Annotated in this window: 18 protein-coding genes; 7 read left to right on the top strand and 11 right to left on the bottom strand. The window is 55.2% G+C overall.

What is annotated here, in order from left to right; all coding sequences use genetic code 11:
• The first annotated feature begins 48 nt into the window (after positions 1 to 48).
• The 4 genes from qseB (at position 49) to K7B04_RS08710 (ending at position 3087) form a co-directional block, all read left to right on the top strand.
• Complete coding sequence (gene qseB, locus K7B04_RS08725; RefSeq protein WP_223803838.1) at positions 49 to 708, top strand: quorum sensing response regulator transcription factor QseB; 660 nt, start codon at positions 49 to 51, stop codon at positions 706 to 708.
• A complete protein-coding gene (gene qseC / locus K7B04_RS08720; RefSeq protein ID WP_223803837.1) occupies positions 705 to 2054 on the top strand; it encodes a quorum sensing histidine kinase QseC in 1350 nt (449 codons plus the stop codon). Before qseB ends, qseC begins: the two co-directional genes overlap by 4 nt.
• A 106-nt stretch (positions 2055 to 2160) precedes the next feature.
• Entirely contained in the window at positions 2161 to 2742 is a 582-nt protein-coding gene (locus tag K7B04_RS08715; RefSeq protein ID WP_223803836.1) for an NAD(P)H-dependent oxidoreductase, read from the top strand.
• Between the two features lie 30 nt (positions 2743 to 2772).
• The gene (locus tag K7B04_RS08710) at positions 2773 to 3087 is read left to right on the top strand and encodes a putative quinol monooxygenase (RefSeq protein WP_065356059.1); all 315 of its coding nucleotides are present in this window, start codon (positions 2773 to 2775) and stop codon (positions 3085 to 3087) included.
• Positions 3088 to 3137: 50 nt separating this feature from the next.
• Here K7B04_RS08710 and K7B04_RS08705 read toward each other — a convergent pair whose 3' ends face one another.
• The 3 genes from K7B04_RS08705 to K7B04_RS08695 form a co-directional block, all read right to left on the bottom strand.
• Positions 3138 to 4328, bottom strand: coding sequence for a glycoside hydrolase family 88 protein (locus tag K7B04_RS08705; RefSeq protein ID WP_223803835.1), 1191 nt, complete (start codon positions 4326 to 4328; stop codon positions 3138 to 3140).
• Positions 4329 to 4353: 25 nt separating this feature from the next.
• Positions 4354 to 5622, bottom strand: coding sequence for an oligosaccharide MFS transporter (locus K7B04_RS08700; protein WP_163448465.1), 1269 nt, complete (start codon positions 5620 to 5622; stop codon positions 4354 to 4356).
• A 96-nt stretch (positions 5623 to 5718) separates the two neighbouring features.
• Entirely contained in the window at positions 5719 to 7479 is a 1761-nt protein-coding gene (locus K7B04_RS08695; RefSeq protein ID WP_249221875.1) for a DUF2264 domain-containing protein, read from the bottom strand.
• A 230-nt stretch (positions 7480 to 7709) separates the two neighbouring features.
• Between K7B04_RS08695 and K7B04_RS08690 the strand changes: the two genes are divergently transcribed.
• Positions 7710 to 8618, top strand: a complete 909-nt coding sequence (locus tag K7B04_RS08690; RefSeq protein WP_167575001.1) for an AraC family transcriptional regulator — start codon at positions 7710 to 7712, stop codon at positions 8616 to 8618.
• On the opposite strand, the gene K7B04_RS08685 is transcribed toward K7B04_RS08690, so the two are convergent.
• The 8 genes from K7B04_RS08685 to nudF all read right to left on the bottom strand — a co-directional run bounded on the left by K7B04_RS08685 (position 8569) and on the right by nudF (position 16215).
• Positions 8569 to 9858: a TRAP transporter large permease gene (locus tag K7B04_RS08685; RefSeq protein ID WP_167575000.1), complete on the bottom strand. Its 1290-nt coding sequence runs from the start codon at positions 9856 to 9858 to the stop codon at positions 8569 to 8571. The two genes, K7B04_RS08690 and K7B04_RS08685, sit on opposite strands and share 50 nt — an antisense overlap.
• A 12-nt stretch (positions 9859 to 9870) precedes the next feature.
• Entirely contained in the window at positions 9871 to 10419 is a 549-nt protein-coding gene (locus tag K7B04_RS08680; protein ID WP_065356064.1) for a TRAP transporter small permease, read from the bottom strand.
• A gap of 57 nt (positions 10420 to 10476) precedes the next feature.
• Complete coding sequence (locus K7B04_RS08675; RefSeq protein ID WP_223803833.1) at positions 10477 to 11454, bottom strand: TRAP transporter substrate-binding protein; 978 nt, start codon at positions 11452 to 11454, stop codon at positions 10477 to 10479.
• Positions 11455 to 11742: 288 nt separating this feature from the next.
• The gene (gene parE, locus K7B04_RS08670) at positions 11743 to 13638 is read right to left on the bottom strand and encodes a DNA topoisomerase IV subunit B (protein ID WP_163447879.1); all 1896 of its coding nucleotides are present in this window, start codon (positions 13636 to 13638) and stop codon (positions 11743 to 11745) included.
• A gap of 27 nt (positions 13639 to 13665) precedes the next feature.
• Positions 13666 to 14241: an esterase YqiA gene (gene yqiA, locus K7B04_RS08665; RefSeq protein ID WP_223803832.1), complete on the bottom strand. Its 576-nt coding sequence runs from the start codon at positions 14239 to 14241 to the stop codon at positions 13666 to 13668.
• Positions 14241 to 15068: a 3',5'-cyclic-AMP phosphodiesterase gene (gene cpdA, locus K7B04_RS08660; protein WP_223803831.1), complete on the bottom strand. Its 828-nt coding sequence runs from the start codon at positions 15066 to 15068 to the stop codon at positions 14241 to 14243. The genes yqiA and cpdA overlap by 1 nt, the downstream gene beginning before the upstream one ends.
• Positions 15069 to 15160: 92 nt before the next feature.
• Entirely contained in the window at positions 15161 to 15586 is a 426-nt protein-coding gene (locus tag K7B04_RS08655) for a DUF1249 family protein (protein ID WP_064542314.1), read from the bottom strand.
• On the bottom strand, positions 15583 to 16215 hold the full coding sequence (nudF, locus tag K7B04_RS08650; protein ID WP_065356069.1) for an ADP-ribose diphosphatase: 633 nt from the start codon (positions 16213 to 16215) through the stop codon (positions 15583 to 15585). The genes K7B04_RS08655 and nudF overlap by 4 nt, the downstream gene beginning before the upstream one ends.
• A gap of 210 nt (positions 16216 to 16425) precedes the next feature.
• Between nudF and tolC the strand changes: the two genes are divergently transcribed.
• The gene (gene tolC, locus K7B04_RS08645; protein WP_163447877.1) at positions 16426 to 17850 is read left to right on the top strand and encodes an outer membrane channel protein TolC; all 1425 of its coding nucleotides are present in this window, start codon (positions 16426 to 16428) and stop codon (positions 17848 to 17850) included.
• 172 nt (positions 17851 to 18022) lie between these two features.
• Complete coding sequence (locus K7B04_RS08640) at positions 18023 to 18700, top strand: DUF1190 family protein (protein ID WP_064542307.1); 678 nt, start codon at positions 18023 to 18025, stop codon at positions 18698 to 18700.

Raw genomic sequence — 18700 nt, 5'->3', positions numbered from 1 at the left:
AAAGGCGCGGTTTACTTGGCATGTCAGAGGGTCGGCAAGGAGCAAAAGATGCGTATTTTATTGGTGGAAGATGACAAGCTTATCGGCGATGGCATCAAAACCGGGTTGGGGAAAATGGGCTTCACCATTGATTGGTTCACTCGCGGAGAAGAAGGGAAAACCGCGCTCTATACGGCGCCTTACGATGCCGTGATCCTCGATCTGACGCTGCCGGGTATTGATGGGCTGGATATTTTGCGCGAATGGCGTGAAAAATCACGCCGCGAACCGGTACTGATCCTCACCGCTCGCGATGCGCTTAGCCAGCGCGTGGAAGGGTTGCGCCTCGGCGCCGACGATTATCTCTGTAAGCCCTTTGCCCTGATTGAAGTCGCCGCCAGGCTGGAGGCGCTGATTCGTCGCGCCCATGGGCAGCCCAGCAGCGCATTACGTCACGGCGACGTCGAGTTGGATCCCGGCAGCCTGACCGCCACCTTAAAGGGCGAAGCGCTGGTGCTCAAACCCAAAGAGTTCGCGCTGCTGGAACTGCTGCTGCGTAACGCCGGGCGTGTGCTGCCGCGCAAGTTGATTGAGGAGAAGCTCTACAGCTGGGATGAAGAGGTCACCAGCAACGCCGTTGAGGTTCATGTTCACCATCTGCGACGCAAACTCGGCAGCCACTTTATCCGCACCGTTCACGGTATCGGCTACACCCTGGGTGACCAATGAATCTGATCCGCCACCTTAGCCTGCGCGTCCGTCTGACGCTGCTGTTTATGCTGCTTGCCGCCATCACCTGGTGTTTCGCCAGCGCCATCGCCTGGAAGCAAACCACCAAAAAGCTGGATGAGCTTTTCGACACCCAGCAGATGTTATTTGCCAAACGCATCAGCGCCATGGATTTTACCGACCTGTCGACTTCACGTCAGTGGATCCGCACGCCGAAAAAGGTGAAACACGGTCACCTGGATGACGATGTGCTGGCCTTCGCCATCTACACCGCTGACGGCAAAATGGTGCTGCACGACGGCGAAAATGGCCCGGACATTCCCTATCACTATCGGCGGGATGGTTTCGATGACGGGCAACTCAACAATGACGATGACCCCTGGCGCTTTCTTTGGCTGACCACCGCCGATAAAAAATATCGCATCGTTGTCGGCCAGGAGTGGGATTACCGCCGCGAGATGGCGCTGGATATCATTACCAGCCAGTTGACGCCGTGGCTAATCGCGCTGCCGGTGATGTTTTTACTGCTGATTGTGCTGCTGAGCCGCGAGCTGGCGCCGTTGAAAAAGCTGACCCGCACGCTGCGCCAGCGTGACCCGGATGCCAGTGAGCCGTTGAACACCGATAGCGTACCGACGGAAGTGCGCCCGCTGCTGGACGCCCTCAACCAGTTGTTCCGTCGAACCCACGATATGGTGACCCGCGAGCGGCGCTTTACCTCTGACGCCGCCCACGAGCTGCGCAGCCCCTTAACGGCGCTGCGGGTGCAGGCCGAAGTGGCGCAAATGTCGCAAGACGACCCCGAAAGCCAGCGCAAAGCGCTGTTGCAGCTGCACGAGGGTATTGACCGCGCCACCCGCCTGGTGGAACAGCTGCTTACCCTCTCGCGCCTGGATTCGCTTGAACAGCTGGCGGACGTGCAGAGCGTCGCGTTGGACGAGCTGCTGCAATCTTCAGTCATGGACATCTACCACACGGCGCAAAAAGCAGGAATCGAAGTGCGGCTGCATCTCAATGCCCAGCCGGTCACCCGGACGGCGCAACCGCTGCTGCTGGGGCTGCTGGTGCGTAACCTGCTGGATAATGCCGTGCGCTACAGCCCGGCAGGCAGCGTGGTCGACGTGACGCTGACTCATGACGGGTTTAGCGTGCGCGACAACGGGCCGGGGATCAGCCCGGAGGCGCTGGCGCGCATCGGTGAACGTTTCTATCGCCCACCGGGCCAGGATGCCACCGGCAGCGGCCTGGGGCTGTCTATCGTGCAGCGCATCGCGGCGTTACATCATATGTCGGTTACTTTCAGCAATGTGTCCGATGGCGGTTTCCAGGTCGATATTCGCGGGTGAAGCAATTATTGCTATTTCAGCAAAAGACTTTGCACATTTTGCACATTTAACCGCAGCAAGTTGCCGGGTATCATGACTGACAAAGGCATTTTATTGAGGACATATAATGAGCAACATCCTGATTGTTAACGGCGCGAAAAAATTCGGCCACTCTAACGGCCAACTGAATGACACCCTGACCGAAGTCGCGGAAACCTTCCTGCGCGACCTCGGGCATGATGTTAAAGTGGTTCGCGCCGACGGCGACTACGATGTGAAAGCTGAAGTGCAGAACTTCCTGTGGGCGGACTCCGTCATCTGGCAGATGCCGGGCTGGTGGATGGGCGCACCGTGGACCGTGAAAAAATACATCGATGACGTCTTCACCGAAGGTCACGGCTCCCTGTACGCCAGCGATGGCCGCACCCGCTCCGACGCGAGCAAAAAATACGGCTCTGGCGGCCTGATTCAGGGCAAAACCTACATGCTGTCCCTGACCTGGAACGCACCGATGGAAGCCTTTACCGATAAAGATCAGTTCTTCCACGGCGTGGGCGTTGACGGCGTGTATCTGCCGTTCCACAAAGCCAACCAGTTCCTGGGAATGGAAGCACTGCCAACCTTTATCGCCAACGACGTGATTAAAATGCCGGACATTCCGCGCTACGTTGCAGAATATCGCGAGCATCTTGGGAAAATTTTTGGTTAACTGTTAGTCAGGAATTAGAAGGAGTTAATCATGTTGACAGTTATTGCTGAAATCCGTACCCGTCCCGGCCAACACCACCGTCAGGCGGTACTGGATCAGTTCGCGAAAATTATCCCGACCGTCCTGAAAGAAGACGGCTGCCACGGCTATGCGCCAATGGTAGACCACGCGGCAGGCGTCAGCTTCCAGACGACCGCGCCGGACTCGATCGTGATGGTCGAAATGTGGGAAAGCGTGGCGCACCTTGAAGCACACCTGCAAACCCCGCACATGAAAGCCTGGGGTGAAGCGGTGAAAGGCGACGTGCTGGATACCAGCATTCGTATTCTGCAGGCGGGCGTTTAAGCCTGTATTTCCCTGGAGTCGGCGTACTTACGCCGACTCCAGGGGATATATTACCAGTACAACTTCCAGCTCTGCGTCATACGCACCAGCGCTTCCACATAGAAGTAATCCCCCCAGCTACAGCACTCATCCACGCCTTTATCGCTGGCGAAGTGATACACCGAATGCTTCAACACGCCGGTACCCGGCTCATCCAGCCCCATCAGATAGTTTTTTGACAGCGACGACATGATGCCCATCGCCCACTGCTGATAGCGCTCACGATCCGGATCGGTGGTCGGCAGATGCTTCACCAGCTCCAGCAGGCCACATACCGCAATCGCCGCCGACGATGAATCACGCAGCGCATCGGTGCCGACAAGCGCCAGATCCCAGTGACAGATCGCATCTTCCGGTAAACGGTTAAGGAAGTAGTTCGCCAGCTTTTTCGACAAGCTAATCAGTTCCTTATCGCCAGTGTAGAGGAAACTCAGCATAAAGCCGTAGATACCCCACGCCTGACCGCGCGACCAGCAGGAGTCGTCGGCGTAACCCTGCTGCGTTTTGCCAAAGCGCGGTTCGCCAGTCTGCACGTTCATGTAGTAAGTGTGGTAGGTCGAAGCATCTTCACGCACCAGATACTTCGCCGACTGACGCACATGCGCGCGGGCCGCATCGGCAAAGCGCGGGTCTCCGGTCTGCTCCGTCGCCCAGTACAGCAGCGGCAGGTTCATGGTGCAGTCGATGATCATGCGCCCGGCCTGCTCCGGATCGGTCAACACGCCCCAGGCCTGAATGATTTCCGCTTTGCGGTGGAAACGTTCAAGCAGCGCTTCCGCCGCCAGCAGAGAAAAACCGCGCGCGTCGCGATTGCCGGTCAGACGCCATGCCGATACGCAGGAGAGCGTGTACAGAAAGCCCAGATCGTGGGTATTGGTGTCATGACGCCCGGCAATGCGCAGGCCGAATGAACGCACGTGTTTTTCCGCCAGCGCCCGATACTTCTCATCACCGGTCATTTCCCACGCCAGCCAGAGCTGGCCAGTCCAGAAGCTGGTGGTCCATTCAACGTTTTCGGTTAACGGGTAATAACCTTTAACGCAGGCCTCGCCAGGGAATTTATCACCGAAATCCGTTAAATGACGGCTAATCAGCTTAAGGACATGGCTACGCGCCGAGCACAGCTCATCGTTAAACGTTTGCAGATTAACGGGAGCACCCGGGAATTCGCGTAATTTTTCCTCAACGATTTGGTTTAACATATTCGGTTCCTTCAATCAGTAAGGCTTATTTAGAAATACCATTTTCAGCCACATCAAGGGCTGGCTGGCGATGATTCTGACGTTTACAGGCGGATAAGGTGAATGCGGAGATAAGCGTAAATAACAGCGCAATGCCACCCATGATCATATAGGTCTTTTCAAAACCAATACGGTCGTACAATAATCCTGCCGGGGAAGAGACCACGACGTTACCGATATACAGCATCGCCTGATAGCCTAATAAATACATGGTGGCATTAACGCGTTTATCGAAATGCTCAGCAATATATTTAAAGACCGATACCAGCAGCAGACAAATTTCCAGACCGTACAGCGGCTTAATAACGGAAATCAGCAGATGAGAATCACACAGGCCTGAAATCACCAGTCGTGCGCCAACTAATGCGCCAACAATCAACAGACCGCGTTTCGCACCGATATAGTTAACGAACATCGGCATAAAGATATACATGACGAATTCGGTGCCGGACTGTACCGTCCCGAGCAGGCCAAAAATTGTATTTCCTTCATGGACATCGCTAAAGAAGGTCACGAAATAGCGCGAGAATTGCTGCTCAGCAACAAACATCATCCACGCCACGCCGGCGACATACAGGCAGAATGCCCAGAATTTGCTGCTTTTCAGCAGGTCATAAACGTCTTTCAGGACAATCTTATCCTTCGAAATTACCGCGCTGGCGTTACTGCTTTCGGTATCCACTTTCAGGCTAATCAGCACCGCCAGCATGACCAGCGACGCCACGCTGCCAAGAATAAAGTTGTAGGCCGGAGAGATATTAAACAGCAACCCGGAGAACGAGGATGCCACCGCCCAACCGAGCGAGCCCCACATACGAATTTGACCGAATTCCATGCTGTTCAGACGGCTGTAACGATCGGCATAGGATTCACAAGCCGCCACACCGGCATACCATGCGAAGCTCAGATAAATCGCCCCAACAATAATCCCGAGGGTGGTGTAAGACAGCAGCAGTGGCTGATAAACATAAATAAAAAACGGCGCCATCAGGGCGGACATCACCACCACAAAATAGAGCAGATATTTACTCATACCGATCTTATCGAGAATATAGCCGTAGATCGGTTTAAGAATTACCGAGAATATTCCGTTAACGGCAAAAACGGTGCCAATGACTGCGCCGCTGAGCTCGGCTTTTTGCCCAAGCCAAATGGCAAAGAGGCCAATGCTGGCAGACCAGGTAAAGAAATATAAAAAGATAAACGAACTTATTTTGTAATATTCAAGCCTGTTTGGAGACGCTATTTTTTCCATACGGTCCTCGACAAAACTTTGTAGGGTGCCAGCTCTGAATCATGACAATTCAAAGCTGGCGAGGGGATATTCCGGTTTATTGTGTTTTCCGGAGGGTTATAAACTTAAATTTGTTATTTTTCCGCTCACGTTATCCCTGACGCTTAGCGCATTGTTTTCAATATGCAGCATCGGCAGTGCCGGCAACGGCGCATGGGTGTCACCGCTAGCGACGACGGCACAGCACAACCAGTGTTCGCCGGGGGCGATATCGCCAGAGAGCATTGGGATAGCCGCGCATTCCGGGAACATCACGCTGCTGTTTGGCGGCGTAATCACGCAGTCGGCCTGGCGCACCGCGTGCGGGGAGAGATCGACCACCACGCTGGTACCATTAGCGGCACGAACGCGGCTTTGGCCCCCAGTGATTTCCGCATCGGCCTTCATCACCGCGAAACCGCCCTCCACCGTCTGCAGACGGCGCGCGGTATTAACACGGTGAACACGCACATGCCATTCGCCGCAAGGAATCAGCCAGGTATCGACCTGCACGTCATGCCACGGTAGCCAGCGGGAGTAGATGGCGCCGTCCAGCATCTCCACGCTGGCGCACTCTCGACGCCCACGCCAGTAGTTGTCGTTATCCGACAGCAGCAGCATGGAGTCGCAGGCCGCGTGCTTGATACCGTAGCGCCCGCGCTCAATGGTGAAACCAAAACGGGTGGAGTAGGCAAATTTGGTGTATTTCGCTTCGGTATTAACGTAGTTGTTCAGCTCCAGTTGCCCGGAGGTCAGCATCACCACGTGCTGCGAACCTTCATCGTGTTGCAAAATCTGCTGTGCGGGGACAATGGCGTGAACCGGGTCTAACGTCGGCAGCGGCAGCTCTTGAGCCTGCCAGAACGCGTGATTAGCGGGCAGCGCCAGAATCAGGAACACTTTCAGCGCCCAGTACGGCGAGCCCGGTGAGTTGTAGTCTTCGCACATCGCCAGATTCGGGTACGCGAAGCCAAGCGTTAAAATACCGTCGCGATCGAAAATCGGCTGCGCCAACCACCAGCGCAGGTGACGCAGGATAATGCCTTTCACGACGCCCGGCGAGAACACATCAAGTTCAGCAAACGCCACGCCGCTCCAGAAAGCCACCATGGCAAAACGGTAGGTCAGGCTGCGGCCAAACGGCACCGATGCGCCGTCGGCGGCGGACATGTAGATAAAATCCTTCGCAAACAGGCTGGCGCGCTCACGCAAGGTAGCCGCGCGGGTAGGGTCATCGCTGGCGTTAAGAGTGGCGTAAATCAGGCCATAGAAATGGAACGCCATCGAAATATAGTAGTCCTTCGGGCGGCCGGGACCATCAGAGTACCAGCCGTCGCCAAGATAGTAGGCTTCCATCATATTGAAGCGACGGTCAATCGCCGCCTGATCGTAAGGCAGCCCGGCGCGCTTAAAGCCCAACTGAACAATCACCGCGAAGTAGTTCCAGTTGCTGTCCGGCATCTGGGCATCGGTGATTTGATTCAACCAGCGATGCAGATTCGCCAGTTCTGCGTCGCTGAAATGCGCGGTCAGCTTGTCCTGCAACAGCGCCAGCCCCAGGCCGTAGGCGGCCATTTCGACCAGTCGCTGATCGTAGGGCCCGGTTTCCCCCCAGTAAGACAGGCTTTGCGGGTCGGTGCCTAACTTAATGGCAGTGATGTACTTGTCGCTGAACGGCACGTCCGCCCCGCCCGCCAGCAGCGGGAACAGGCCCCAAAGCGCTCTCGATAAGCCCTCCATCTCCGCGATATCCGTGCTGTAGTGCGCACAGGTGTTACCCAGCGAGAACTGCGCGACGTCAGCGGGAAATTGTTTATCGAGAGCGCTCAGCATCGTCATCAACGTTGCTGTAACGTCTTCACGTGATGACAATATTTTTGATATTTCAGCCACTGTCCTGACTCCTGATTTAACCATCCTCGAAAGTGGCTAAAGCATAGAGAATCCAGGCAGCGAAGAAATGTTAACCCGGTCACAACTGATAGTATTGTGTGAACCGGTGCTTGATAAAATTTAAAACAGTGGTTTAGTAGTAAGATTAAACCGGTAAAAGTTTAAATATATTGCACATGACTTCGTCCTGGAATGCCGAACATCTGGAGCTGATCACGCTGAATGACGCCGTCGCGTCATTCAGCCGTCTTTTTGCCAACACCGTGCGCTACCATCACTGGCACCAGTGTCTGGAAATTCTCTACGTTGAAGAGGGTTTTGGCGTGGTGATCGTCGACAATCGCCAGTACACCATGCGTCCCGGGCGACTGTTTTTCTTCCCGCCATTTACGTTGCATAAAATCATGGTGGATGAGAAAGCGCAGGACAGCTATCGCCGTACCATTATTCACGTCGATCAGCACGCGATTGCCAAACTTCTCCGTCATTTTCCCGATAATCACCGCCGTTTGCAGATGCTTTCCACACGGGGCCGCCCGGCATTTGTCGCCGATTTAGCCGAGATGCATCCCCATATCGATCATCTGTTCGGGCTTTACGCGCGCGCCGCCAGCCTCTCCGCGCTGAGCACTGAACAGATAGCCTGTATGTTAATGACATTATTCAATATGCTGCCGCCGGTGCAGGAAAAAATGATCGACACCTCAAGCGGTATTGCCAGCCCGGTCATGTTCTGGATTGAAGAGAACTATCAGAAGAAATTCAGCCTTGATGCCCTGGCAGCAGAGCTGGGCAAATCGCGCAGCTATCTGTCACGCCGCTTTCACGCCGAGACCGGGGAGCATATTCACGATTACCTCAATACGTTACGCCTGCGCCGCGCCTGCGAGCTGCTGCTGCACAGCGCGCTGCCGGTGAGCGAGATTGCCGGGCAGGTGGGGTTTGCCGAAGTGACCTACTTTATTAGCTCATTTAAAAAGGGGATCGGTGAGACCCCCTTGCAGTACCGAAAAAATCACGTATCGCGCCAGCGGGTTAGTGGAAGCGCCCCGGGAGCCACAGTGACAGAATCGGGATATAGGTAATGGCAATCAGCACCAGGAACAGCACGCAGTAGAACGGAATCATCGCTTTCACGACGGTTTCAATCTTCTGCCCGCTGACGGCGCTGGCCACGAACAGTACCGACCCTACCGGCGGCGTGATCAGCCCAATGCCTAAGTTCATCATCATAATAATGCCAAAGTGCACCGGATCGATCCCCAGCTCTACCACCACCGGCAGCAGGATCGGCGTCAGAATCAGAATCAGCGGCGCCATGTCCATCAAACAGCCCAACAGCAGCAGCATGATGTTGATGATTAACAGGATGACGTACTTGTTATCTGACAGCGACAACAATGCGGCGGAGATCTCCTGCGGCAGCCCTACCAGCGTCATAACCGAGCCAAAAGCGGCGGCAAAAGCGATCAGCACCATCACCATGGTGACGGTTTTGATCGTGCGGTGGATAAGCTTCGGGAAATCCTTCAGCTTATATTCGCGGTAGACAAAGAAGGTGACAAACATCGCCCAGATACAGGCAATTGCCCCTGATTCCGTTGGCGTAAAGAAGCCGGATAGGATGCCGCCGGAGATGATCACAATGGTCACGAGTCCCCAGATGGCGTCGGAGGCAATCTTGATCTTGCGCTTCAGCTCAACGCGCGCTTCTTTCGGATAGTTGTTTTTACGTGCCGCAATTAAACACATAACGATAAGCGTCACGCACAGCACCAAGGTCGGAATGATCCCGGCGAGGAACATCGCCGGAATGGTCACCGCCGCGGTGTTCGCCACGATAGCAAACAGCACCGAGTTATGGCTCGGCGGCACCAGGATCGCCTGCACCGAGGCGCTGGCGGTCAGCACCGCGCCAAAAGAACGCGGGTAGCCTTTACGCTCCATTTCCGGGATCAGCACCGATCCGATCGAGGCGGTATCCGCCACCGACGATCCCGAAATCGCGCCAAACAGCGTGGAGGCCAGAATGTTAACCAGCGACAGCCCTCCGCGGATCCAGCCGACGAACAGCCCGGCAAAATCCACCAGCCGTCGCGCCATCCCCCCTTCTGCCATGATCGCCCCCGCGAACACAAAGAAGGGAATGGTCAACAGGTTGACGTTATCGGTACTGTGGAAAATGGTGATTACCAGCCCATCGAGCGAGAAGTCCGCGAAGGCGGTCACCACCACGGCGGTCAACCCCACGGCGTAGGCCACCGGCATCCCCACGGCCATCAACACCACGAAGGTCACGACAAATATAATCAGCGTTAAGTCCATTGCTTGTGCCCCTTAGTGACCGACTTTCGGCGAGCCAAACTGCACCAGTTCGCGGTGCGTTTGCGGGCCGCACAGCAGTTTTTCAACCACAAACAGCAGCGTGAAGAACGAACCCAGCGGAATTGGCAAATGGGTGATCCCCGAGGTCAGGAACGGCAGCGATGGCACCACGTCCTCCCAGGCATCCATACAACCGATAATCCCCCAGTGAATGATAAACAGGCAGGTGGCCAGCATCGCCAGATCGACGAACACCGCCAGCGCTTTTTTCATCGCCGGGTTAATGTGATCCACCAGCATGGTAATCGCGATGTGGCTGCCGGCCCGATAGGCCGCGGCCGCCCCTACGAAGGAGAAGGTGATCATGCAAATCTGCGATAACGGTTCCGGCCAGCTGGTTGAGGCATGCGGGAGAAAATCGAGCCATGCCGGAAAATCAGGACGAAAACGGGCGTAAATCCCCACCAGATAAATAAACGTCATAAATAACAGGCTGATCCCTGACAGCCAGATACAGATCCGATACACGCCATCCATGACCAGGACATAGATATTTTTCATTGTTATCTCCAGATCAAAACGGGCAGGACAGCACGCGCCGTCCTGCCGCCACGGGGATTATTTGGTGTCCTGAATTTCTTGCATTAAGTCGCTGAACTGCTTGCCATATTTTTCGCGAACCGGCGCAGTGGCATCGACAAAGGGTTTTTTATCCACCGGCAGGAATTTCACGCCCTGGCTTTGCAGACGCTGTTTGGATTTCTCGACGTATTCAGCCCATAGCACGCGTTCTTCCGCCTGCGCTTCTTTTGCCAGCTTCATGATCAGCGCCTGATCTTCCGCCGATAGTTTGCTCCATTTACGCTTCGAGAAGGCGAGCACTTCCGGGATCATAAAGTGTTCGGTGAGGTCAAAATATTTGGTGCCGGCCACCACATAGTTTTCGGTATCAAAGGTCGGCTCGTTGTTTTCTGCTGCGTCAATCACCCCGGTTTGCAGGCTAGCGAAGACATCGCCAACCGGCAGAACGATCGGGTTAGCGCCCAGTGCTTTAAAGGTATCGAGACCAATCGGGTTGTTTTGCAGACGGATCTTCACGCCTTTCAGATCGTCGAGGGTGGTGATCGGTTTTTTGGTGATCAAGCTGCGCGAGCCCGCGTCCATCCAGCCAAGGAAAACCAGCCCAAGGTTGCTGTCGGAGATCTCTTTCGCCAGTTTGCTGCCCACGTCGCCATCCAGCACTTTGTGCTGATGATTGGTATCGCGGAACACAAACGGCATGTTGAAGACGCTCACCTGCGGCAGGATGCCGCCAACCGGCGCCATAGAAACGCGCAGAATATCAATCGCCCCGGCGCGGGTCTTTTCCAGCGTGGTGCTTTCATCTCCCATCTGCCCGCTTGGGAACATCCTGATGGAGAGACGCCCGTCGGTTTGTTGACTGAGCTTCTCCCCCATATGAATCACCGCAGCAGTCGTCGGATAATCAGCGGGATGCACATCTGAGGCGATAAAAACCGTTTTCGCCATCGCCGCCGCAGACCCCATCAGTAACGAGAAAGATAAAACGCTTAAAACCAGTTTTCTTCTTAACATAGACGATTCTCTTGTAAGGAAAGATAAAATTCACTATGCGAATCACTTGGCTGCATAGATTGACGTCCATGTTCAAAAGTATGTTTTATGTCCAGCGGAAGAATATGGTAGAAGTCATACAACTAAAGTGTGACCTGTCATACCAAATTTTAAAATGGCATTTCATAAAGCGCAGAAATTAGAAATGAATCGATTCATTAGCCTCGGAGGTTGGCGATTGAGCCGGCACTCGGGCAATAAAAAAGGAGACGCATGCGTCTCCTTTTAGGCTCAATTTGAGATTGGAAATCAGGCTTCGATATCGGCCATATCGCCTTTTTCCTGCAGCCAGTTGCGGCGATCTTCCGAGCGCTTTTTGGCGAGGAGCATGTCCATGGTGGCATCGGTCTGCTGTTCATCTTCATCGTTGATGACAAGCTGCACCAGGCGGCGAGTGTTCGGATCAAGCGTGGTTTCGCGCAGCTGCATCGGGTTCATTTCACCCAGACCTTTAAAACGCTGCACGTTCGGTTTTCCTTTCTTACGCTTGAGCTGTTCCAGCACGCCCGCTTTTTCTTCTTCGGTCAGAGCGTAGTAAACCTCTTTGCCCAGATCGATACGATACAGAGGCGGCAGCGCCACGTAGACGTGACCTTCTTTCACCAGCGCGCGGAAGTGCTTCACAAACAGCGCGCACAGCAGCGTGGCGATGTGCAGACCATCGGAGTCGGCATCCGCAAGGATACAGATTTTGCCGTAGCGCAACTGGCTGAGATCCGAACTGTCCGGATCGATGCCGATCGCCACGGAAATATCGTGCACTTCCTGTGAGGCCAGCACTTCGTCAGACGAGACTTCCCAGGTGTTAAGGATCTTACCTTTGAGCGGCATGATCGCCTGATATTCACGATCGCGCGCCTGTTTGGCGGAGCCGCCCGCCGAGTCGCCTTCCACAAGGAACAGCTCGGTGCGAGCGAGATCTTGCGCGGTGCAGTCGGCCAGTTTGCCCGGCAGCGCCGGTCCGCTGGTGAGTTTTTTACGCACCACTTTTTTCGCCGCGCGCAGACGACGCTGAGCGCTGGAAATCGCCATTTCGGCCAGCAGCTCGGCCGCCTGCACGTTCTGGTTCAGCCACAGGCTAAAGGCGTCTTTCACCACGCCGGAGACAAAGGCCGCGCACTGACGGGAAGAGAGACGCTCTTTAGTCTGCCCGGCAAACTGCGGATCCTGCATCTTCACCGACAGCACGTAGGCGCAGCGATCCCAGATATCTTCCGCCGACAGCTTCACGCCGCGCGGCAGGATGTTGCGGTATTCGCAGAACTCGCGCATCGCGTCGAGCAGGCCCTGACGCAGACCGTTAACGTGCGTACCACCCTGCATGGTCGGGATCAGGTTGACGTAGCTTTCGGTCAGCAGTTCGCCGCCTTCCGGCAGCCACAATAGCGCCCAGTCCACCGCTTCGGTGTCGCCGGAGAAGTTGCCGACAAACGGCTTTTCCGGCAGCAGCGGCAGGCCGTTCACCGCTTCACTGAGATAGTCGTTCAGACCGTCAGCGTAGCACCAGGTCTGTTCGGTATCGTTGACTTTGTCTTTAAAGACGATTTCAACGCCCGGGCAAAGCACCGCTTTCGCTTTCAGCAGGTGGCTTAAGCGGGATACGGAAAAACGCGGGCTGTCGAAGAAGCTTTCGTCCGGCCAGAAGTGCACGCTGGTGCCGGTATTGCGCTTCCCGCAGGTACCGGAAACGTGTAAATCTTCGACTTTTTCGCCGTTCTCAAACGCGATGCTGTAGATTTGGCCGTCGCGACGAACGTTGACTTCAACGCGTTTGGATAAGGCGTTCACCACCGAAATCCCCACGCCGTGCAGGCCGCCGGAGAACTGGTAGTTTTTGTTGGAGAACTTACCGCCCGCGTGCAGACGGCACAGGATCAGCTCAACCGCCGGTACGCCCTCTTCCGGATGGATGTCGACGGGCATGCCACGGCCGTCATCGATAACTTCCAGCGACTGATCGGCATGGAGGATGACTTCGACACGCTTCGCGTGCCCGGCCAGCGCTTCATCCACGCTGTTATCAATCACTTCCTGACCAAGGTGGTTAGGGCGAGTGGTATCTGTGTACATTCCCGGACGGCGGCGAACCGGCTCAAGCCCGGTGAGTACCTCAATGGCATCAGCGTTATAAGAAGATTGCGTCATGATCTATTCGTAGGTAGTTGGCGCTGCTTAATGCAACCCCAGGAAATCGATAATCTGTGTGAAGTGATCTTCAAAGCCGGTAAATGCGTGATTGCCGCCCTCCTCTACCGTTTGTCGGCAGGAGGCGAAATAGTCCACGGCCTGGCGGTAATCAAGCACTTCATCGCCGGTCTGTTGAAGCAACCAGATGAGATCCGGTGCCTCAAGCGGGTCAATTTGCATCACTTTGAGATCGTAAATATGGCGTGACTCTAGCACATATTGCTGCCCGGTGTAGGGATTCTCGTTCGGTCCGAGGAAATTCACCAGCAGCTCAAACGGCCGTATCGCCGGGTTTACCACCACCGCAGGCAGCATAAAACACTGCGACAGCCAGGTGGCGTAATAGCCGCCCAGCGACGATCCGACGATCCCGAACGGCTCACCGCCGTGCTTGAGCACTAACGCTTCAAGCATTTCCGCCGCTTCCGCCGGATAGACGGGCAACTGCGGGATCAGCATTTTCACATCAGGATAGTGCTCCGCCAGCCACTGCTTAAGCGCCGTGGCCTTGGCCGAACACGGAGAGCTGTTAAAGCCATGCAGATAAAGAAGCGTCGACATTAATAGCCTTCAGATGCGGTATCAGGATGGAATTTTGACCCGGCAAGGCGGCAGACTTCGGTGGTTAACGAACCATCGGCATGCAGCTCCAGCCAACGCCAGCCAGGCGAAACGGTATCCAGCGTAAAGTTGGCGCAGTGCGGCTTAAACTGCACGCAGGTTGACGGCGTCGCCATGATACGGCGCCCGTTCCACTCGACGTCCAACTCCTGGTGAATATGGCCGCACAGTAAATGCTTCACGCGCGGATAGTGCACCAGCACGTTATCCAGGGCACCAGCGTTGCGCAGACTGTGCTGATCGAGCCAGCTACAGCCTGAAGGCAGAGGATGATGGTGCAGCAGCAGCAAGGTATGTCGTTCCGGCATTTCCGCCAGCCGTTTCTCTAACCACTCAAGCTGGAAGTCGCTCAGTTCGCCGTGCGGCACGCCGAAAACCTGACTGTCGAGCAGCAGGATCTGCCAGTGTTCGCCAACCAGCACGCGCTTGGCCGGAGAGATGCCTGCATCCTGTAATGTGCTGTACATGGACGGCTGAAAATCGTGATTTCCCGGAAGCCAAACGCAAGGCGCAGTAAAGCTCGCGATGCCTTCAGCAAAGTGCTGATAGGCCGCGGATGAGTGATCCTGCGCTAAATCGCCTGTCGCTACCACCAGGTCAACTTCACGCGCCGAGGCATGTATCGCCTGCAAGACGGCGTGGTAGCTTTCCCAGGTATTCACCCCTAACAGCGTTTCATCTTTTTCAGCAAACAGGTGAGTATCAGTAATTTGCAGTACCCTGACACTGGCCCCACCAGCCAGAGGAAGGTTTAAAAGGCTTTCCAAATGGTGTCCTTAGGTTTCACGATGCAAACATACACATCATCCTTTCAGGCAGCGTCGTCGCTGGCAGCGCCCCAGAGGCAGCCCGAACGGTTCTATGTACAAACCGGAATCGCCATCGCTCCATGTGCTAAACAGAATCGAAGCCAGTCGGCCAGAAACTGATTAATTTGATGCTTTTCGTCGCGTTGATGCAACTTTTTATTTGGATAATCATACCGCGCTTTGAAGCGAAAGATCTGCTGACTTGAACACACTTCAGCCACCATCGCGTCATGATACAACCGCACGGTCATCGACGGCAGGCTCCAGTAGCTCACCGCCGGGTGCGTTTGTTCAATCGTCACAAGCGTAGTGTAACGAGTTGATTCGACTATCGTTAAGCGATATTGCGCATTAGCCACCTGATAGCTCACCGTTTCGCCGGCTTCATCAATGCGCGGCAGTAAGCGGCGTAATTGCGCGAAGTTGGTTTCGCACAAACGCATCATTTCAGGGAAGTCAGGTGTATAGCGCTTCATTTTGCCCACTCTTTTCGTAAGTCCTGATAATGCAGCTGCAGCCATTGCAAAGCGATGACAGACGCTGCGTTGTCAATTTTTCCCTCTTCCACACATTGATAAGCATACTCCCGGCTTACCACATGAACGCGAATGTCTTCGTGTTCTTCCGCCAGGCCATGGATGCCCTTGGCCGTTGTCGCATCCACTTCCCCCACCAGAATGCTCAGACGCTCGCTGGTGCCGCCGGGGCTGGCCAGATAGCTGAGGCACGGTTTCATACGACCAACGGTTAACCCCGCTTCCTCCAGCGATTCGCGCCGGGCGACGTCTTCAACGGTTTCGCCCTCTTCAATCATGCCCGCGACCATCTCCAGCAGATAAGGGGTTTCACTGGTGTCATAAGCGGCAATACGCACCTGCTCAATCAGCACCACTTCGTCACGCACTGGGTCAAAGGGTAGCAAGACTGCGGCGTGACCGCGCTCAAAAATTTCGCGACGAACTTCTCCGCTCATCTCCCCATTGAACAAACGGTGGCGAAAACGGTACACATCAAGCGAAAAAAAACCGCGATAAACAGTTTCTCGTGCAATAATTTCTACATCGTTTTTCGCGAGGGTGACCACCGGGTTACGTGATTTAGTCATGGACTGGCCTATGCAGTAATTGTGTTGAAATTGTGGATTTAAACTCTGTTTGTCTTAGGATCCACTCACTCTATGGTAGATTGGTGCAAATTAACGCCAGATGGCACGTTACGCCAACTTTTTAACACGGCGGACTCTGGTACAATCGGCAAATATTTTTTCTGTGAATTAGATCAGCGCTAAGCTTCACAACAAGGAATGCAAATGCAAATGAAGAAATTGCTCCCTATCTTAATTGGCCTGAGCCTGACGGGCTTCAGTACAATGAGCCAGGCAGAGAACCTGTTACAGGTCTATCAGCAGGCACGTACCAGTAACCCGGATCTCCGTAAATCTGCAGCAGATCGTGATGCGGCATTCGAAAAGATCAACGAAGCGCGTAGCCCACTGTTACCGCAGTTAGGTCTGGGTGCCGATTATACCTACACCAACGGCTTCCGCGACAGCAACGGCGTGAACTCCAACGTCACCAGCGGCTCGCTGCAGTTGACGCAGACGCTGTTTGATATGTCCAAATGGCGTGCGCTGAGCCTGCAAGAAAAAGCGGCGGGCATCCAGGATGTGACCTATCAGACCGATCAACAGACGCTGATCCTCAATACCGCAACCGCGTACTTCAACGTGCTGAGCGCCATTGACTCGCTCTCCTACACCGAAGCGCAGAAACAGGCGATTTACCGTCAGTTAGACCAAACCACCCAGCGCTTCAATGTGGGCCTGGTCGCCATCACCGACGTGCAGAACGCCCGTTCACAGTACGATACCGTGCTGGCGAACGAAGTCACCGCGCGTAACAACCTCGACAACGCGGTAGAAGCGCTGCGTCAGGTCACCGGTAACTACTATCCGGAGCTGGCGTCACTGAACGTCGACAGCTTCAAAACCGATAAGCCGCAGGCCGTGAACTCTCTGCTGAAAGAAGCGGAAAACCGCAACCTCTCCCTGTTGCAGGCTCGTCTGAGCCAGGACCTGGCGCGTGAGCAGATTCGCCAGGCGCAGGACGGCCATCTGCCGACGCTGGATTTAACCGCCTCTACCGGGGTGTCTAACACCTCTTACAGCGGTTCCAAAACCAATAACGGTCAATACAACGATAACGACGCCGGTCAGAATAAAGTGGGTCTGAGCTTCTCCCTGCCGCTGTATCAGGGCGGGATGGTCAACTCGCAGGTGAAACAGGCGCAGTACAACTTCGTCGGCGCCAGCGAGCAGCTTGAAAGCGCGCACCGCTCCGTGGTGCAAACCGTGCGTTCTTCCTTCAATAACGTCAACGCCTCTATCAGCAGCATCAACGCCTACAAACAGGCGGTGGTTTCTGCGCAGAGCTCTTTAGACGCCATGGAAGCGGGCTACTCCGTCGGTACCCGTACCATCGTTGACGTGCTGGATGCGACCACCACGCTGTACAACGCGAAGCAACAGCTCTCCAGCGCGCGTTACAACTATCTGATCAACCAGTTGAATATCAAAAATGCACTGGGCACGCTGAACGAGCAGGATCTGCTGGCGCTGAACAACACCCTGGGCAAACCGGTTTCGACCGCCAATGCCACCATTGCGCCTGAGAATGCGCAGCAGGATGCCACCGCCGACGGCTACACCTCTCCGGCCACCAGCAAAGCGCGTCTCCGCTAAGGCAGACGTTTGCAGGCAACAAGGTCCGCCCCGTGCGGACCTTTTTTTTGCGCCAACGTAAGGCAACGTAAAGATCCCCCGCTTTCGCCGCTTCTTCGCTTCATTTTCGACCACTCATCCACTATCCTGAGCGCTATTGCAATACCATTCCACTGGGTCCAGGAAGAATAAAATGAAACGGACAAACAACATTCAGCACGCCGCTTTCCGTAAAAGCTGGGGCGCGCGCCATCTCACACCGGTTGCACTGGCCGTTACCGCCGTCTTTATGCTCGCAGGCTGTGAGAAAACCGACGAAACCGTCACGCTATATCAGAATGCGGACGACTGCTCCGCGGCCAACCCGGGCAAAAGCGCGGAGTGTACAACAACGTTCAACAACGCGCTGAAAGAAGCCGAACGCACCGCGCCGAAATACGCCAGCCGTGAAGACTGCGTAGCGGAATTCGGCGAAGGCCAGTGTCAGCAGGCGCCTGCACAGGCGGGCATGGCCCCAACCGGTGAAAACCAGGCGCAGGCGCAAAGCAGCGGCAGCTTCTGGATGCCGCTGATGGCAGGTTACATGATGGGCCGCATGATGAGCGGCGGCATGGGTGGCTACCAGCAGCAGCCGGTCTTCACCTCGAAGAACCCGTCCAGCCCGGCCTACGGTAAATACACCGACGCCAGCGGTAAAAACTACGGCGCAGCCCAACCGGGCCGTTCGATGAACGTGCCGAAAACCGCGATGGCGCCGAAACCGGCAACCACCAGCACCGTTACCCGCGGCGGCTTTGGTGAGTCGGTGGCGAAACAGTCCACCATGCAGCGTAGCGCCACCGGCACCACCTCCCGCTCAATGGGTGGCTGA

It is taken from the genome of Kluyvera sp. CRP (assembly GCF_019930565.1).
Classification (GTDB): Bacteria; Pseudomonadota; Gammaproteobacteria; order Enterobacterales; family Enterobacteriaceae; genus Kluyvera; species Kluyvera georgiana_A.
Note: the sequence above shows the minus strand (reverse complement) of the source record. Positions and strands in the feature narration are given on the sequence as shown.

Excerpts from the sequence above, each read along its gene's own strand:
- K7B04_RS08675 (WP_223803833.1), bottom strand. The coding sequence starts at position 11,454 with ATGTTAAGAAGAAAACTGGTTTTAAGCGTTTTATCTTTCTCGTTACTG.
- yqiA (WP_223803832.1), bottom strand. The coding sequence starts at position 14,241 with ATGTCGACGCTTCTTTATCTGCATGGCTTTAACAGCTCTCCGTGTTCG.
- parE (WP_163447879.1), bottom strand. The coding sequence starts at position 13,638 with ATGACGCAATCTTCTTATAACGCTGATGCCATTGAGGTACTCACCGGG.
- K7B04_RS08715 (WP_223803836.1), top strand. The coding sequence starts at position 2,161 with ATGAGCAACATCCTGATTGTTAACGGCGCGAAAAAATTCGGCCACTCT.
- K7B04_RS08700 (WP_163448465.1), bottom strand. The coding sequence starts at position 5,622 with ATGGAAAAAATAGCGTCTCCAAACAGGCTTGAATATTACAAAATAAGT.
- K7B04_RS08685 (WP_167575000.1), bottom strand. The coding sequence starts at position 9,858 with ATGGACTTAACGCTGATTATATTTGTCGTGACCTTCGTGGTGTTGATG.
- K7B04_RS08695 (WP_249221875.1), bottom strand. The coding sequence starts at position 7,479 with ATGACGATGCTGAGCGCTCTCGATAAACAATTTCCCGCTGACGTCGCG.
- K7B04_RS08690 (WP_167575001.1), top strand. The coding sequence starts at position 7,710 with ATGACTTCGTCCTGGAATGCCGAACATCTGGAGCTGATCACGCTGAAT.
- K7B04_RS08655 (WP_064542314.1), bottom strand. The coding sequence starts at position 15,586 with ATGAAGCGCTATACACCTGACTTCCCTGAAATGATGCGTTTGTGCGAA.
- K7B04_RS08710 (WP_065356059.1), top strand. The coding sequence starts at position 2,773 with ATGTTGACAGTTATTGCTGAAATCCGTACCCGTCCCGGCCAACACCAC.
- qseC (WP_223803837.1), top strand. The coding sequence starts at position 705 with ATGAATCTGATCCGCCACCTTAGCCTGCGCGTCCGTCTGACGCTGCTG.
- qseB (WP_223803838.1), top strand. The coding sequence starts at position 49 with ATGCGTATTTTATTGGTGGAAGATGACAAGCTTATCGGCGATGGCATC.
- tolC (WP_163447877.1), top strand. The coding sequence starts at position 16,426 with ATGAAGAAATTGCTCCCTATCTTAATTGGCCTGAGCCTGACGGGCTTC.
- K7B04_RS08640 (WP_064542307.1), top strand. The coding sequence starts at position 18,023 with ATGAAACGGACAAACAACATTCAGCACGCCGCTTTCCGTAAAAGCTGG.
- K7B04_RS08705 (WP_223803835.1), bottom strand. The coding sequence starts at position 4,328 with ATGTTAAACCAAATCGTTGAGGAAAAATTACGCGAATTCCCGGGTGCT.
- nudF (WP_065356069.1), bottom strand. The coding sequence starts at position 16,215 with ATGACTAAATCACGTAACCCGGTGGTCACCCTCGCGAAAAACGATGTA.
- K7B04_RS08680 (WP_065356064.1), bottom strand. The coding sequence starts at position 10,419 with ATGAAAAATATCTATGTCCTGGTCATGGATGGCGTGTATCGGATCTGT.